A 15631-nucleotide genomic window follows, 5' to 3' on the forward strand; every position below is an offset into this window, starting at 1 on the left:
CAAGGATTGAGCCGTCTTTTAACAACAAGAGGCTGGAACTGAGTCCCAGCCTCGCCTCATTCATTAGGCATTAGTTTTTGTTTTTCAAGAATTCGTCGTATTGACGTTGCATTTCTTCCTTGATCTTATCAATCCCTGCGTCTTTCAAAGCTTTGTTGAATTCAGGTAAGACTTTTTCAGGGTCAACAGTACCAGTGTGGAGACCTGCAACATATTCGTTGACGACGTTGTTGACGTTAGCAATTTCGTCCGCTACAGGTTCTTGGTTGAAGTTGAAACCTAAGAGTGGAGACTCTGTTGCTTCTTTCAAGCCTTTTTCAGAAGCAGCCAATTGTTCTGGTGTGATGCGTTCATCTTTGTAAAGCAAGGCAGCGTTCCCTGTGTTCCATGCAGACATGTGAGTTGCACCTTCGTTGTACTTAGGCAAGAGTTTGATCTTGTCTTCGCCAACTTTTTCCCAGTTCTCGCCTTCTAGACCATAAACCAAGGTGTTCATGATTTCTGGTTTAGAGTTGATGTAGTTAAGCAATTTAACTGACTCTTCAACGTGATCAGAGTTTTGAGCGATAACGAAGTTTGACATACGTGCTTGAGCGTTAGTCTTGATAATGGTGTCGCCGTGAGGCACGATTTCTAAGTCTTTACCAGAAACAGCACGGAGTAAGTAGTTACCGTAGTCACGTGGCCCTACTGTTTCACGACGCATGAACCAAGTATCAGCATCTAATGGGTAACCTTGGTCAGAAGTTGCGGCGTCTTTAGGTACGAAGCCTTTCTTGTAGAATTCGTGCATTACCTTGATTTCTGGAATGAAGGCATCTGTTTCTTCATAAGGGTTCACGATTTTAGCAGTATCGCCTTTGAGGTAAACCCCGAGTGGTACAGCATCGCCAATGACATAGTCAAAGTCATGCCCTACACGCCAGCCACGACCTGCAGCTAAAGGTGCTACGCCAGGTTCTTTGTCTTTGATGGTTTGTAAGAGAGGTTCTACATCTTTGAGTTCTTTGATACCGTCTAATTTGAGGTTATATTTCTTCAAGAAGGTTGGGTTGAAGGTGTAGAACTCTTGCGCATAAACGTTCCCGTTTACTGGGAAAGCATACATCTTGCCGTCAACTGTGTTCCCTTTGATATAAGCTTCATCTAAGTACTTGAAGGAGTCTTGAGCGTGTTCTTTGATTAAGTCAGTCAAGTCAGCATAAGCGCCTTTTGAAGCATTCTGGATGTAGCCAGAAGCACGTGCGATGTCGTATTTTTCACCTGAGTTGGTCATCACGTTCATCTTGTCATCGTACTCACCCCAACCTAGGTAGCGGATTTCAAGTTTAAGGTTTAAGTCACGAACGAAAGCTTCGTTAACTTTAGCCAAAAGTTGATCCAAGTTATCAGGTGGTGTCCCGATTTGGTACATGGTGATAGTAGTTGGCTCTTCAGCTTTAACAGCTGGAGTAAAGACAGAAGCTACTGATACTGCTGCTAAAGCAGACATAGCCATATTACGTACAAGACGTTTCATTTTCATTGTGGATTCCTCCTAAAATTTTTATATTGTTATTACCTGTAAGAATGGAGTGGTCACGTCTATTCTTTGACGCCACCGATGGTTAAACCAGAAATGAAGTATTTCTGGAAGAAAGGATAGCTTAAGGCAATTGGCAAGGTTGAGATAACCACCATGGCCATACGCGTTGCTTCCCGCGGAATCGAGACGCCCGATACGGCCGAAGCCCCTTGGGCAGCATTTTTAACGATATAGTCAATATTGGCCTGGATTTGCATCAAGACATATTGCAGTGGGAAGAGGTTTTGATCATCTAAGTAAAGCAAAGCGCTAAACCAGTCGTTCCAGAAACCAATGGCCGCAAAGAGGGAAATGGTTGCAATCCCTGGAATGGCAAGTGGTAGGACGATTTGGCGGAAAATCCGAAATTCGCCTGCCCCGTCAATCCGAGCGGATTCAATGATAGATTCAGGAATAGACTTGCGGAAGAAGGTCCGCATGATGATGACGTTGAAGGGGCTCAAGGCCATTGGCAAAATCAAGGCCCAGATAGAGTTTCTTAGCTTGAGTAAGGAAGTCATCACGATATAGCTTGGCACCATCCCAGCCCCTACCAACATGGTCACCAAAATGATGAAGAGGAAGAAGCGGCGGAAGATGAAGTAAGGTCGTGATAAGGCATAGGCATAAGTCGACGTAACTGTTACGTTAATCAAGGTCCCGACCACGGTCACGAAGACCGTCACCATAAAGGCATTGACGATGGTAGAACTTTGGGTAAAGAGATACTCATAACCTGCCGTAGACCAGGCATCCGGAATCAAGCGATAGCCGTTCCGCACAATGGAGTTTTCATCGGTCAGCGATAAGATGATAACAAAGATGAAGGGAAAGACACCCGTCAAACCAACCAAGATCATCAGAAGACTGAAGAAGAAGTTAGCTTTGGGGCCGAAGGTATCCACCGATACCTTACCCAGTTTTTTCTTGGTCTGAGTCATGGTGGCACCTCCTAGAATAAAGCAGAATCTGGATCAATCTTGCGCACAATCAAGTTAGCTGACAGCAACAAGATGAAACCTACGAAGGACTGATAAAGCCCGGCTGCGGTGGTCATCCCCAGGTTCCCTGCGTTTTTCAAACCATCATAGATATAGGTATCTAAGACGGACGTCACATTCTTAAGTGGACCAGATTGAAGTGGCACTTGGTAGAAGAGACCGAAGTCGGCCCGGAAGATGTTCCCAATCCCCAAGATAACTAGAATAATCATCATTGGTACCAAATGCGGAATCACAACGTGGCGAATTTGGTCCCACTTGCTAGCGCCATCCATTTGGGCGGCTTCATAGTAGGTCCGGTCAATCCCCACAATGGTCGCGAAGTAGATAATGGAGGAATAACCAATCCCTTTCCAAATCCCCATGAAGACAAGGAATGGTGGCCACATGTCAGGCGTTGTATACCAGTTAGTGTCGGCCTTCATGCCCATATCCCCTAACATTTGGTTCAATAGCCCGCGGTCCGTAGACAGGAAGGTCAAGACGAAGATACTGATGATAACCCATGACAAGAAATAAGGTAAGAGCATGGAGGTTTGAATGGTCTTAACCAAAAGCTTACTACGTAATTGGCTAAGAATAATCGCGAACATAACAGCGAAGATAAGGCCAATAATAATGAATGCTAGGTTGTATAAGACGGTGTTTCGGGTAATGAGATAGGCCTTAGAACTTGAAAATAGGTAGTTAAAGTTGGCGAACCCTACCCATTTACTGTCGAGGATGGACTGAACAAATCCCCCCTTGGAGAAACGGAACTGCTTAAAGGCCACCACGTTCCCCAGTACTGGAATATAGTAGAAAAAAATGAGCCAAATCAGCCCCGGTAAAGTCATAATGAGCAAGGGTATATTTTGTTTCCATTTGCGTCGTTTTTTGGAGCTTTTAGCTTTTTTCGCTGCTTCCATTGTCACTCCTCTTTTCTGTTAACGTTTACAGTTTGTATTATACGCCATTCTCCTTGAGCTTCCTATCCTCAAATCATAGGTAATTTATTAAAAATTATAGGTATTAAATCATACATTGTGCACTAAACCCGTATAGGCAAATAGTTATTTCGCCCGAGACTCTAGCAACTAACTTGTACTTTTTAAGGCCCTCTCTCGCTCTTAAATTAAGCAGATATTTTACTAGACTTTATGGTCGCGTCAGATCAAAGTAAAAAAGGCATGACTTCAGTCATGCCTGAAATATAAGCTAAATGAGTTTGACTCCTTGGAAGCCAGGCTACTCACTAAGTTCTGCTGCTGCCAACCAGGTTACCCCTGCCCCAATCAGATTAGCATCTGCTTGATGGGCACAAGAACGTACCTGAGGATGATGGGGAACTTCAGACGCTGCTAAGAAGGTCTTGACCCGATCTTCTAGTAGCCGACTGAAGTCCTGATTGCCCGACAAGGCGCCCCCAATCAAAATAAGTGGCAAATCCATGAAGACATAGAGATTATGAATCAAGAGGGCCAAATCATCTATCATTTGATCGACGGCTTCCTTAGCTTCTGGATAGCCTTGCTTCGCCAATTCCAAGAGGGCCTTGAAGTCACTCGACCCGTTATAGCGCCGCGCCACATTGACCGGGCTCATGGTTGGACTAACCCGGCGACTAAAGTCGACCATGCCATAACCAAACTCACCGGCAAAGCCTCCTGGGCCCCGGTAGAGCTGGCCATTTAAGACCAGGGCACCCCCAATGCCAGACCCTAAGACTAGGAGGGCGGCGGCTTGGGTTCCCTGAGCAGCTCCTGAATGAACTTCAGCTACCGCCGCACAGTTGGCGTCATTTTCAATGGTGATAGGCACTTGGAAAGCTTGGGTCATTTCTTGAACAAAAGGCCGATGATGGATATAAGGGACGGCACTAATGCCTTCGATAAGGCCCTTGTCCGGCAAGACGGTCCCTGGCACGGAAAAGCCAATTCCTTTGATAGACACGTCCAATTCTTGGCGGAGTTTAGCAAGCTCGGACTGGAATTCCTCCCAAGTCGCGGGCGTTGGAAACTTCCCTTGATGGCTCAAAACCTGCCCATCAAAGATGCCGTACTTAACGCTCGTCCCCCCGACATCACATACTAGTAGTTGCTCGGTCATGTCATTTCCTCCCATTCAAATCCATGATTAGCAGTTAAATCTTTGAACCACCAGCCGGATTGTTTGACGGTCCGGGTCTGGGTATGAATATCGTTAGAAATTAAGCCATAGCGGTTCTTGTAGGCATTGAGCCAGGACCAACCATCGACTGGCGTCCAGACATGGTAACCAAAGCAGTTGGCCCCTTCTTGCATAGCTCGGTTGAGCCAGTAGAGGTGCTCACTGAAGAACTGAATCCGATACTGATCCTGGATAATCCCTGTCTGATCCAGATAGCGCTCCTCGCGCGAGACGCCAATCCCATTCTCGGAGACGAACCAAGGGATATTATCATAATTGTCTTGAAGGTTCTTAGCAATATCATAGAGAGCTTGCGGATAGATTTCCCAGCCCTTGTCCACGTTCATACGACGGCCTGGCATTTGATAGTCGTTAAAGTAGCGTTGTGGCATCCAGTCAACAGTTAAGCTGTTAGGCGAAATCTCGGGAGCCTTAACCCGATGAGGGTGGTAGTAGTTAACCCCGATATAATCCACACGATTGTCGCGGATAATGGCTAGCTCTTCTGGCGTCGCTTCCCACAAGACTCCGTCTTTAGCCAGAATGGCCACTAATTCCTCAGGAAAATGTCCCTTAACTGAAGCATCTAAGAAGAGGCGGTTGACAAATAAGTTGGCAAAATGTGCTGCTGCCAAATCTTCTTCGGATTGGCTAGCTGGATAAGCCGGCGTTAGGTTAAGAGCAATGGTGACCCGACCTTGCGTATTTTGATTGATTTGGCGGTAGGCTTGAATGGCCTTGGCAGAGGCTAATTGTAGGTTATAGGCTACTTGCACCGCCTTCTTGCCATCTACTAACATAGGATAGTGGAAACCATAGAGATACTGGCCTTCTACGACTACCATAGGCTCATTGAAGGTCATCCAGTCGGTTACACGATCGCCGAAACATTCAAAGGCCCGGCGCGCAAATTTCACAAAAAGCTCTACGACATGCTTGGACTCCCAACCACCGTAACGCTCATAGAGTTCGATTGGTAAATCAAAGTGGTGAAGATTGATAATCGGCCGAATGCCGGCAGCCAAGAGGGTATCAATGACCCGGTTATAGTAAGCTACCCCTTCTGGATTCAAGCTTCCTTCCTCTAAATCATCAATCAAGCGGGTCCATTGAATGGAGGTCCGCAAACTATTAAACCCTAAGTCCTTGAATAGGGCGATATCTGACTCATATAAATGGTAGAAATCGGAGGCTACATCTGGCCCCACATAGCGGAAGAAATCTTCCGGCTTGGTATCATAATGATAATCGAATACATTGACATGGGGCTTATGGAATCGCCCTTCATTTTGTGGGCCAGAAGTTGCCCCACCCCACCAAAAATCTACTGGAAATCTTACTTTCATCGTCATCACCTCACCCTTATTATAGCATGACCCTGACTGTACAAAATATAGACCTTTTGCGACAAACTATAGGCTTATGAGTAGCACACACACGCCCCATCTTTCTGGGTGGGGCATGACTAAGTAAAGCAGTCCTTTCTTGAAATATAAAAGTAGCGCTGTTCTTCTGGCAGAACAGCGCTACTTTATTAAAAACGGATGGAAATCACCTATGGTAGATCGAAATTTATCTTCTTGAGTAGGGTGCTAAGCCCTTGCAACTCCGCTTCGCTTAAGTTACCAAATACTTTATCAAGTTTGGCTACGTGAACAGGAAAAATCTCTCGCATCAAATCAAAACCTGATGGACTTAGGCCAATATAAGCTACCCGTCTATCCTTAGTATCAATTCTCCGTTGAACAAGCCCCTTTTTTTCTAGCTGATTAATGACATAGGTTGTCGAGGAGGAAGAAATCAGAATCTTCTTAGCAATTTGCTGTACAGGGTACTCTCCTTTAGACCAGAGCAATTCTAAAACACCAAACTCTGTCGAATTAAGCCCGTAACTGCTGACGTCATTCTTTAAAAATTGTGTCAGTTGGCCACTGGTCCGCATAAGTCCCACAACCACTTTCAAAGCTAATTCTTGATGCATTGGCCAACCTCCTCCTATTTTTTCTTAAGGTCCCATTATAACAAGTCTTGTTTTTTTAAACAAGAGAAATATTTATACTTGACCTTTTAAATATAACTTTATACACTGTATTAAGTATCAAAAATAATTATGTAAAGGACTTAATAGATATGGCACGCTTCAGCAGTGACAAACTCCCTACTTGCCCCTTTGTTGTTACCCAAAAAGTTCTCTCTGGCAAATGGAGTATTCTCATCCTCCACGCCCTCGAGCAAGGTCCTAAACGCTTTAATGTTCTCCACCGTGAATTATCTGGAATCACTCAAGCGACCCTCACCAAACAATTACGTCAGTTGGAAGAAGATGGCATCATTATTCGCAAAGCCTATCCACAGATTCCACCTAAGGTAGAATATCAACTATCCGCTATCGGCATGGAATTTCGTTTAGTGCTTCAACAATTGGGGGCCTGGGGAAACAAGTATATCCATTTCCTTAAAACTCAATAATAAAGAATAAGCGTGTTGACTTCCCCAAGTCAACACGCTTTTCTCATAATGATAGACGCGTCAAAATAGAAAAGTAATCGGTAAGCCCCTAAACTTCCTATTTGACTGAAGATGCTCCACCCAACTGTACTTTTACCTTCCCCTAAAGGGAAAAGCACTAACTGAGCCATCTATCATCAATAGTAACCAATAATTAAAAAGGTTGCGCTAGCCTGTTGCTAGCTATGGTACCTTGACTATCTGACCAAGATCCCTCAATCTTAGTGGTCTACGATAGGTGCCAAGGCGAGGTATCTTCCGCCTTTTCAAAAGGCAACCTCAGATAATGTGAACAACGGGAGAAAGTCTCCACTCCATCCGAATAGTGAGTTCACTATTCATTGCAACTACCAATTAGTGGCTATCACTTGTCCCGCCTCTCTCGCCTACTCACATATTTTGTCACCATTTACAACGCGCCGCAGTTGCTTGACAAAATTAGTTTCTGTTAGCCGATCTCGCCATCAGGCGAGAAAAAGAACCATAAGTAGCTAAAGATTTAGGTTTCTACCAAACAAGTGATTGAAGTAATTGATATCACCCGTTGTCACACTCATCTTAAATTCGAAATGACTCATAGTAAAAGAACTACTTCCCCTCTGTTCTAAAAGCAGTCGCTTAAAGCACTTAGTTATCTCGAATTCGAAATAATTATATCACGTCAATGATATTTGGTCAATACATTGATTTTCATAATCTTTTCCTAAATAAATAGAGATTCGTTTCACTAAATATTCGGAATAAGCTGAACTTTCTTAGAATATTCTCTAAATGTATTCTTATTTTTTATTTCCAACTTAATAATAGCACCTATTTTATATGTTTTCTTTCGCCTTTTATAAGATAAATAGCTATTTATACCCTATATTTTTTATTTATCCTACATATTTATAGTTAAAAACTATAGATACTCCTATAAAATCAATATAGCCAGATGATTGACCCTTGCCCGCTTTAGCCCTTACAATAAGAGAAAAGCTCCTTTACTTGATAGGAGTTATCGCGTAAGGAGGTTGCCCTTTGCCTATTCGTATTGCTGATGGCCTACCCGCCAAACAAGAATTACTTCATGAAGGTATCCAGGTCATGGAAGAGCAGACAGCACAGCGCCAGGATATTCGCCCGCTTAAAATTTTGCTCCTCAACCTCATGCCCAAAAAAGAAGAAACTGAACTTCAATTTCTACGCCTTCTAGGTAGCCAACCTCTGCAAATTGAAGTTGACTTCCTCCAGATGTCGAGCCGTAAGTCCAGCCACACCAATGCCTCGCACTTGGAGAAATTCTACTACCAATTTAATCAAATCCAGGACCGCTATTATGACGGCTTAATCGTGACGGGAGCTCCAGTAGAGCACCTTGACTTCGAAGACGTCACCTACTGGTCGGAACTCCAAAGCATCTTCGACTGGTCTAAAAACCATGTCTTTTCTTGCCTCCATATCTGCTGGGGGGCGCAAGCAAGGCTCTATACCGACTATGGCATCACTAAACATAGCCTACCTATTAAGCTCTTTGGTATTTTTAGTCATGAATTGACCCAACGTCACCATCCCCTAACACGAGGAATGGACGACTCTTTCTTGGCGCCACAATCACGTCACACGGGCATCGATGAAGCTAGACTGGCCCAGCACCCAGAGTTAGATGTACTGGCCACTGCACCTGAAACAGGCACCCTATTGGCTGCCTCTAAGGACAATCGTCAGATTTTTGTCACGGGTCATATGGAATACGACGCCTTAACCTTAGATCAGGAATATCGACGAGACCTCGGTTCTAATCCCCAAGTTTGCCTACCTCTGAACTACTATCCGCAAGACCAAGCGGATTTACCGCCCCAACATCGTTGGCGATCTAGCGCTTATCTCTTCTTCCATAATTGGTTGAACTTGGTTTATCAACAAACACCTTATGATTTAACCAGACTTGATGACCAGTCAGCCAAATAAACCTCCAAACACAGCAAGAGCCCTCCCCTAAGTGGGAGGGCTGCTTTTTGCGCTTATTTTAGGACCGTCCCGTCTGCTAAGGTGATGGTGTGGCCATTGAAGTTGATAGTGCCTTTATTGGTTAAGCTAGTCAAGGTAACATCCCCAGTTAAGTTCCAAGTTGCCCCTTCTTCTACTGTAACCACTGCATTATCCGCAACCGCCTTACCACCATCTGCGTTATCGACGATTTTGATGGTGCCGGTAAAGTTGGTGCCTTTGCCTAAGGTCAAATTCAAGGTAGAGATGGTATCGACCTCAATTGCACCTTCCAAAGTTTGATTTTGGGTTGTCATGGTGACGTTAGCGCCATTGGCGCCGGCAGTCCCCCAACCGTGGCTGGCATCATTCCCTAAGACAGCTAAGAGACGACCTTCTGTATCCAGGTTTTTGATGGTGACATTGCTTAAGTTAATGTCAGCATGCGTGTTGGTGACATAGATTAAATCGCCATTGTTGCTAATCAAGTTGCCATCCGTCATGGTGAAGGTGGCCTTACCGACTTCCGCATCCCCAGACATAGACTGGTAAATCATGACATTGTGGACATTGGTATCAGAGCTGCTGCCTTTGGTATCACTCATATTGCCTTCCACTGTCGCATTCTCTAAGGTAATAGAGTTTTGACCTTCGATTACGAGGGCTTCAGAGTTCTGAGCTGTGAAGGTCCCATTTTTAGCTGTAATATTGGCCGTTGAGTAAATGGCTGGTGAATTGTAACCTTTAGAAGTATAGGTCCCGCCATCAACCACTACTGTGCCGCCACCCCGGTCTGACCGGACAGCTGCTGCTGAGTTCCCGGCCGTCTCGACGGTCAAGTTGGTCGCATTCATAGTTGCCCCCCCTGTCGTCTGAATCCCACCAGAGTTGTCAGCCGTAGTTGTAATTTTCGTATCCGCTACATTCACCGTCGTGCCTTGGCCATAGGAGAAAATCCCATTACCGTTTTGAGCGCTAGTATTAACGGTCGCATCTTTGATGGTCACGGTGGCACCGTCTGTTGCTAGTAAGCCGGCATTCATCCCGTAGAAGTCACCGTCTTCTGTGTTAGAGCTTGCTCCTGCTGTCTTATCCACTTTGATGCCGGTTAAGGTCACTTTGGCATTGGTTACTCTGAGTGCATTCTCATCATCACCAGTAGAGCTATACTGAGTATCGGTCACAGTGCCGTCCTCGGTAAGCTCAGTAGCAGTTGTCCCTTGATTAACGGTGCCAGATCCACCAAATCCTCCGCCTCCACCTGGAGGTGCTTGAGGTGGTGCTGCCTGAACTTGAACAAGTGGGGTATTAAGCGTAAGCGTCATGAGACTGGCTTGCGCTAAGATAAAAGCAGAACTAGTGAGTGCGGCAATTTTATGTAGTTTTTTCATCTTAATCATCCTTTCGTCAACTCTTTTGTTTTAGTTGATAGTTTAAGTATAGGATGCTTACTTAAAATCTACTTAAAGCCACAACAACTTTTTTGACTTATTCAATGCCAAGAAAAAATGCCGACTGAGTCGGCATTTTTGAGTCTCATTTATTTGTTATTAGCGACTTTGAGCCGCGCGCGCTACAATGGCTTTGAGTTCAGGCCATTGAGCTTCCATCTGAGCCACTAAGGTCAACTGGGTAGCTGTCCGATCCAAATTCTGGCCTGGACGGCTGGTGCCGTAATAGACGTCGCCATTGAGGTAGTCGGTCAGGAATCGAATCCCCTGCTCCAAGGTAATGACCCGTGCTCCCCAAGGCAGCAATTCAATTTCTAAGGTAGTTAGGCGATTCCCCATCCCCTTCAAAAAGCCTCGGGTATAAACCTCAAATAAATGGGCATCAAATTGGACCTTGCTCAAATCCGCCTCGTCCTCCGCATTATGGTTGGCCCCAAAGCGAATAGCATCCCCATAATCGAAGAGCACTAGACCTGGCATAATGGTATCCAAGTCCACAATACAGAGAGCCTGGCCAGTTCCAGCATCCATAAGAATATTATTGAGCTTGGTATCATTGTGGGTCACGCGCAGAGGTAATTGGCCTGCGTCTAACAAGTCATAGAGCAGGTAGCAATCAGATTTGCGAGCTCGTACAAAATCAACCCATTCCTGAACCTCCGCCACACGTCCCGCACGGTCTTGGGCGACGGCTTCTTCAAACTGAGCATAGCGATGACGCGTATCATGAAATTTGGGAATAACTTCAGTCAGTTGGCTAGCATCAAAATCATCTAAATCAGCGGCAAAAGCCCCAAAGGCTTGGCCAGCCCGATAGAACTCGTCCTCATTGGTGACTTGTTCAATGCTGAAGCTGTCCTTAATAAACTCATAGATGCGCCAATAGGTCCCATCTTCCAAGCGCGTATATGGTAAGACCTCACGATTAAGCACCACCGTCAAGGTTTCCCGCTCGGGGTCGCCACCACGACGACTGATAATTCCCTTCATGTAATCTGTCACGGCCAAGATATTCTGCATAAGCCCGGGAACATCTGGAAAGATAGACTGGTTGATTTCTTGGAGGACATACTCCCCTTGCCAGCCTTGATGATTGCCTTGTTGGATGCGGTAGGTTTTATTAATCAGGCCGTTGCCTAAGGGCTCTAGGGCAAGCAAGTTCCCTGGTAAATCATAAGCTTGATAGGCCAAGTAGGCCGGCGAATCGGTCGCTAGAACGGTTGACATATGCTTCACTCCTTTTGCTACTATCCTAAACTTCTGGCCACAAGGGGCTTGGGTAAACACCTGACTGAGTCAAACTTTCAATGGCTTCTACCACTAAAGGTTTGTCTTCTTGATAGGTGACCCCAAACCACTGGGATTGGGTTTCTAAAATCTTGACTCTGGCTTGGTCAGACTTAATTTGCTTGCGAACTACACTTGGTAGGTAGTACTCACATTTATCAGGCTTAGTCCGAAGGCCCTTCTCCAAGAACTCTGGTAGATAGCCTTCAATAACTTGGATGAAAGCTTCGGGGAAGCCCCAGAGGTTCATGGACACAATGGTTTCTGGGTCTACATCCACCCAGTTTAAGCCGTCTTGCGTATAGTGAATCCCTTCTGGATAGGCTTCAATCTGAGTCTGCTCTTCGATTTCAACTAAGTAGCCTGACTCATTAATTTGGCAAAGGCCCCGCGAAACCGCCCCGTTAGCCGAGATCGTTTTCTTGAGTGGATAGCCCACCATACTATAACGCGGATTACGATAGGTCTGCATTTTAACCAAATAATTATAGACCGATTGGAAGGCATGCCGGCCATAGAAATCATCGGCATTAATAACCGCAAAAGGTGCATCAATCAGGTCTCGCGCACACCAAACCGCATGGGCGGTCCCCCAAGGCTTGGTTCGGCTAGTTGGCACGGCAAAACCCGCCGGTAAATCTTCTAATTTCTGATAGACATATTCTACTGTCATATATTGTGCTATACGGTCGCCAACTTGGGCCTTAAAACGCTCAGCCATGTCGGGTTTAATGATAAAAATAACCTTCTTAAAGCCTGCTTCTTTCGCATCATAGAGCGAATAATCCAGCATAACCTCCCCTCTTGGTCCGACTGAATCAAGCTGTTTGAGGCCACCATAACGACTGCCCATTCCGGCTGCCATAATGACCAGGATTGGTTCTTTCATCTGTAAGACTCCCCTAACACCCCTAGTGGGGCGATATTCTATTCGCTATCCATCATCGAATGGATGCCAACTTTATTTTAGCATATTTTGAACTGTTTGTAAGCTATTTCATTTGAGCTAAGATAATTTCTCCTCAGGCATTTTTGTCATCACTTGATACAAGGACCAGGCGCTGGCTTTCGCCACAAACCTCGCATTAGTAAGGTCTCTGTGCTATAATAATCACGAGATAGGATAGGAGGAATCAGCATGTTATCTATTATTGTGCCCTGCTACAACGAAGCAGATGCCATCCCATATTTCTTTGCTGCGACCGAAGAAGTGATCACAGGCCTTGGCTGCCAAACAGAATATATTTTTGTTAACGACGGCTCAAAGGATGAGACCCTAACTGTCCTACGTAACTTACATCAAGAGCATCCTGACAGAGTGAGATACCTCTCCTTTTCTCGTAATTTCGGTAAAGAAGCCGCCATTTTTGCTGGACTCAAAGCCTGTCGTGGTGACTACATCACCTTAATGGATGCTGACCTACAAGATCCACCGGAGCTACTTCCACAGATGTTTGAACTTATCCAAAGCAAAGAGGTAGACTGCGTCGGGACTAGACGGACTACCCGCAAGGGTGAGCCACCCATTCGTAGTTTTTTCGCCCGTCTCTTCTACAAAATCATCAATCGCATTAGCCAGACCGAAATCGTAGATGGGGCCCGCGACTATCGCCTAATGACTCGCCAAATGGTCGATGCCATTTTGGAGTTATCCGAGTACAATCGCTTCTCCAAAGGCTTGTTCAGCTGGGTGGGCTTTGATACGGTCTACCTAGAATTTGAGAACCGTGACCGGGTAGCTGGGCAAACCAGTTGGAACTTCTTCCAATTGCTACGTTACTCCATTGATGGCATTATTAACTTCTCCGAGGCTCCTTTAACCTTAGCCTCCATTATGGGGACCATCACCTGCCTAATTTCAGCCTTTTTCTTAGTTGTTATTATCGTACGAGCCCTTCTCTTCGGCGACCGAGTGGCTGGTTGGCCTTCGATTGTCTCCATCATCCTCTTCTTCTCCGGTATCCAACTCCTTTCTTTAGGGATTATCGGTAACTATATCGGTAAAATCTTTATGGAAACCAAACGGCGTCCAATTTATATCATTAAGGAAACAGAAGCAAGTTCAGACAAAAAAACTGAAGCCTAACCCCTGGGTTGGCTTCAGTTTTATTTGTTATTAATGGGTTTCGCCGCCCACAACTCGAACATCCGTCTTGCCCTGGTAGGCTACAAGGGTCTCTAAGCAGACAGTCAGACCCTTAACAATATCAGCTAAAGCCATAGAGGCTTGACCCGGCTTGTCTACCACTTGTTCCGTCACATAAGGGACATGAATGAAGCCCCCTTGAGTATTAGGATGATGCTTAGCCAGATAATAGAGATTCTGATACATAATATGGTTGCAGACAAAGGTCCCAGCCGTGTTAGATAAGCTAGCAGGCAAGCCCGCTGCCTTAACTGCCTCTACCATGGCCTTAACCGGCAAGGTCGTAAAGTAGGCTGGCGCCCCGTCAGCTTGAATGACTGTATCCAGAGGTTGTTGGCCCTTGTTATCAGCGATTCGCGCATCATCCACGTTAATGGCTACCCGTTCAGGCGTAATGCCAAAGCGACCGCCCGCTTGACCGACGCAGACCACCGCATGGGGTTGGTGCTGCTCAACTGCTTCAAAGAGACGCTTAGCCGAATCACCAAAAACGGTTGGAATCTGAACCGTCACAATCTCAGCACCCTCAATTTCCTTAGGTAAGCGACTAACGGCTTCCCAGGCGGGGTTAATGGCTTCTCCGCCAAAAGGGTCGAAACCTGTTACTAAAATTTTCATAAGTTCATCTCCTATTCTAATATGCCATAAAGTAAATCAAGGCAATGTGCAAGACAATCATGACAAGCGCAACAGGAATTTGCTGCTTGATGACGCCATTCGGGTCTTTCATTTCTAAGAGAGAAGCAGGCATAGAGTTAAAATTAGCTGCCATCGGTGTCATCAAGGTCCCACAATAGCCCGCTGTCATAGCTAAGGTGCCGGCTACCACCGGATTAGCTCCCAAAGCGAAAACAAACGGAATCCCAATACCTGCCGTAATTACTGTGAAGGCTGCGAAGGCATTCCCCATAATCATGGTGAAAATTACCATCCCTAAAACATAGGCTACTACACCTAACAAACGATTCTCCGCTGGCACCACTGAGGCTACAGCTGTCGAAATCAAGGTCCCTACTTGTGCCTTGGTAAAGATAACTCCCAGAGCAGCAAGTAATTGAGGCAGAATGATGGTTACCCCCATTTGTAGCGTCATCTGAGTGGTCCCATCATAGACTTCTTTTGGCTTAGGACGTAACATAATCAAAGCAACCGCCAAGGAAATTAAGCCACCAATTACTAAAGGCGCTTGCCCCCCTAAACCTTTAACATTGTAAACTAACAAGACGGCAACTAAGGCCAAGGTCAGAGAAGGCAAGAAAATCCATAAGCCATAGCGCTTAGCACGTTCCTCCTTCACAGCATCGGACACCGTATGAAGACTAGGAGTAGTCACTTGCTTAGTTACAGTTAAAATCGCCATGACTACTAACAGAACCCCTACTATAAATGGTGGCAAGTAAGACCCAAAGGCAAAAATAACCCCTAAGAGACTCCAGAAGATGGTAGCCCCCAATCGAGTCTTACTATCTGAGCGATAAACATAGAAGGCTGACAGGAAGAAGATTACCCCCGCAATGTAATAAGCGAATTCTAAAATCAGATCACGTACTGCAGTGAT

Annotated in this window: 14 protein-coding genes; 3 read left to right on the top strand and 11 right to left on the bottom strand. The window is 45.5% G+C overall.

All coding sequences use genetic code 11. From position 1 onward, the window contains the following. Positions 1 to 70: 70 nt before the first annotated feature. The 6 genes from V7R82_RS08290 to V7R82_RS08315 all read right to left on the bottom strand — a co-directional run bounded on the left by V7R82_RS08290 (position 71) and on the right by V7R82_RS08315 (position 6694). Positions 71 to 1525: an ABC transporter substrate-binding protein gene (locus tag V7R82_RS08290; RefSeq protein ID WP_311467357.1), complete on the bottom strand. Its 1455-nt coding sequence runs from the start codon at positions 1523 to 1525 to the stop codon at positions 71 to 73. A 59-nt stretch (positions 1526 to 1584) separates the two neighbouring features. Next, entirely contained in the window at positions 1585 to 2505 is a 921-nt protein-coding gene (locus V7R82_RS08295; RefSeq protein ID WP_291427353.1) for a carbohydrate ABC transporter permease, read from the bottom strand. Positions 2506 to 2516: 11 nt separating this feature from the next. After that, the gene (locus tag V7R82_RS08300; RefSeq protein WP_023391291.1) at positions 2517 to 3473 is read right to left on the bottom strand and encodes an ABC transporter permease; all 957 of its coding nucleotides are present in this window, start codon (positions 3471 to 3473) and stop codon (positions 2517 to 2519) included. Positions 3474 to 3792: 319 nt separating this feature from the next. Beyond that, positions 3793 to 4653, bottom strand: coding sequence for an ROK family protein (locus V7R82_RS08305; protein ID WP_338542498.1), 861 nt, complete (start codon positions 4651 to 4653; stop codon positions 3793 to 3795). Further along, positions 4650 to 6059 carry a glycoside hydrolase family 1 protein gene (locus V7R82_RS08310; protein ID WP_338542500.1) on the bottom strand — a complete coding sequence of 470 codons (1410 nt, stop codon included), beginning with the start codon at positions 6057 to 6059 and terminating at the stop codon, positions 4650 to 4652. The genes V7R82_RS08305 and V7R82_RS08310 overlap by 4 nt, the downstream gene beginning before the upstream one ends. Positions 6060 to 6268: 209 nt before the next feature. Beyond that, on the bottom strand, positions 6269 to 6694 hold the full coding sequence (locus V7R82_RS08315; protein WP_291430757.1) for a MarR family winged helix-turn-helix transcriptional regulator: 426 nt from the start codon (positions 6692 to 6694) through the stop codon (positions 6269 to 6271). 149 nt (positions 6695 to 6843) lie between these two features. Here V7R82_RS08315 and V7R82_RS08320 point away from each other — a divergent pair, with 149 nt between their 5' ends. Further along, positions 6844 to 7182: a winged helix-turn-helix transcriptional regulator gene (locus V7R82_RS08320; RefSeq protein WP_070756231.1), complete on the top strand. Its 339-nt coding sequence runs from the start codon at positions 6844 to 6846 to the stop codon at positions 7180 to 7182. Positions 7183 to 8241: 1059 nt separating this feature from the next. Further along, positions 8242 to 9171: a homoserine O-succinyltransferase gene (locus V7R82_RS08325; RefSeq protein ID WP_070756230.1), complete on the top strand. Its 930-nt coding sequence runs from the start codon at positions 8242 to 8244 to the stop codon at positions 9169 to 9171. Between the two features lie 53 nt (positions 9172 to 9224). On the opposite strand, the gene V7R82_RS08330 is transcribed toward V7R82_RS08325, so the two are convergent. The 3 genes from V7R82_RS08330 to V7R82_RS08340 form a co-directional block, all read right to left on the bottom strand. After that, entirely contained in the window at positions 9225 to 10580 is a 1356-nt protein-coding gene (locus tag V7R82_RS08330; RefSeq protein ID WP_338542504.1) for a hypothetical protein, read from the bottom strand. 159 nt (positions 10581 to 10739) lie between these two features. Then, positions 10740 to 11867 carry an aminoglycoside phosphotransferase family protein gene (locus tag V7R82_RS08335; RefSeq protein ID WP_338542506.1) on the bottom strand — a complete coding sequence of 376 codons (1128 nt, stop codon included), beginning with the start codon at positions 11865 to 11867 and terminating at the stop codon, positions 10740 to 10742. A 25-nt stretch (positions 11868 to 11892) separates the two neighbouring features. Next, positions 11893 to 12816 carry a nucleotidyltransferase family protein gene (locus tag V7R82_RS08340; RefSeq protein WP_338542508.1) on the bottom strand — a complete coding sequence of 308 codons (924 nt, stop codon included), beginning with the start codon at positions 12814 to 12816 and terminating at the stop codon, positions 11893 to 11895. Between the two features lie 249 nt (positions 12817 to 13065). On the opposite strand from V7R82_RS08340, the gene V7R82_RS08345 reads away from it, so the two are divergent. Further along, positions 13066 to 14013, top strand: coding sequence for a glycosyltransferase family 2 protein (locus tag V7R82_RS08345; protein WP_338542510.1), 948 nt, complete (start codon positions 13066 to 13068; stop codon positions 14011 to 14013). Between the two features lie 30 nt (positions 14014 to 14043). Here the strand turns inward: V7R82_RS08345 and pcp are convergent, their stop codons facing one another. Together pcp and V7R82_RS08355 are read right to left on the bottom strand one after the other, a co-directional pair. Next, the gene (gene pcp, locus V7R82_RS08350) at positions 14044 to 14691 is read right to left on the bottom strand and encodes a pyroglutamyl-peptidase I (protein ID WP_291453727.1); all 648 of its coding nucleotides are present in this window, start codon (positions 14689 to 14691) and stop codon (positions 14044 to 14046) included. A gap of 16 nt (positions 14692 to 14707) precedes the next feature. After that, positions 14708 to 15631, bottom strand: a complete 924-nt coding sequence (locus V7R82_RS08355) for a DUF979 domain-containing protein (RefSeq protein ID WP_143227688.1) — start codon at positions 15629 to 15631, stop codon at positions 14708 to 14710.

The organism is Abiotrophia defectiva ATCC 49176 (assembly GCF_037041345.1).
In the GTDB taxonomy this organism is placed as follows: domain Bacteria; phylum Bacillota; class Bacilli; order Lactobacillales; family Aerococcaceae; genus Abiotrophia.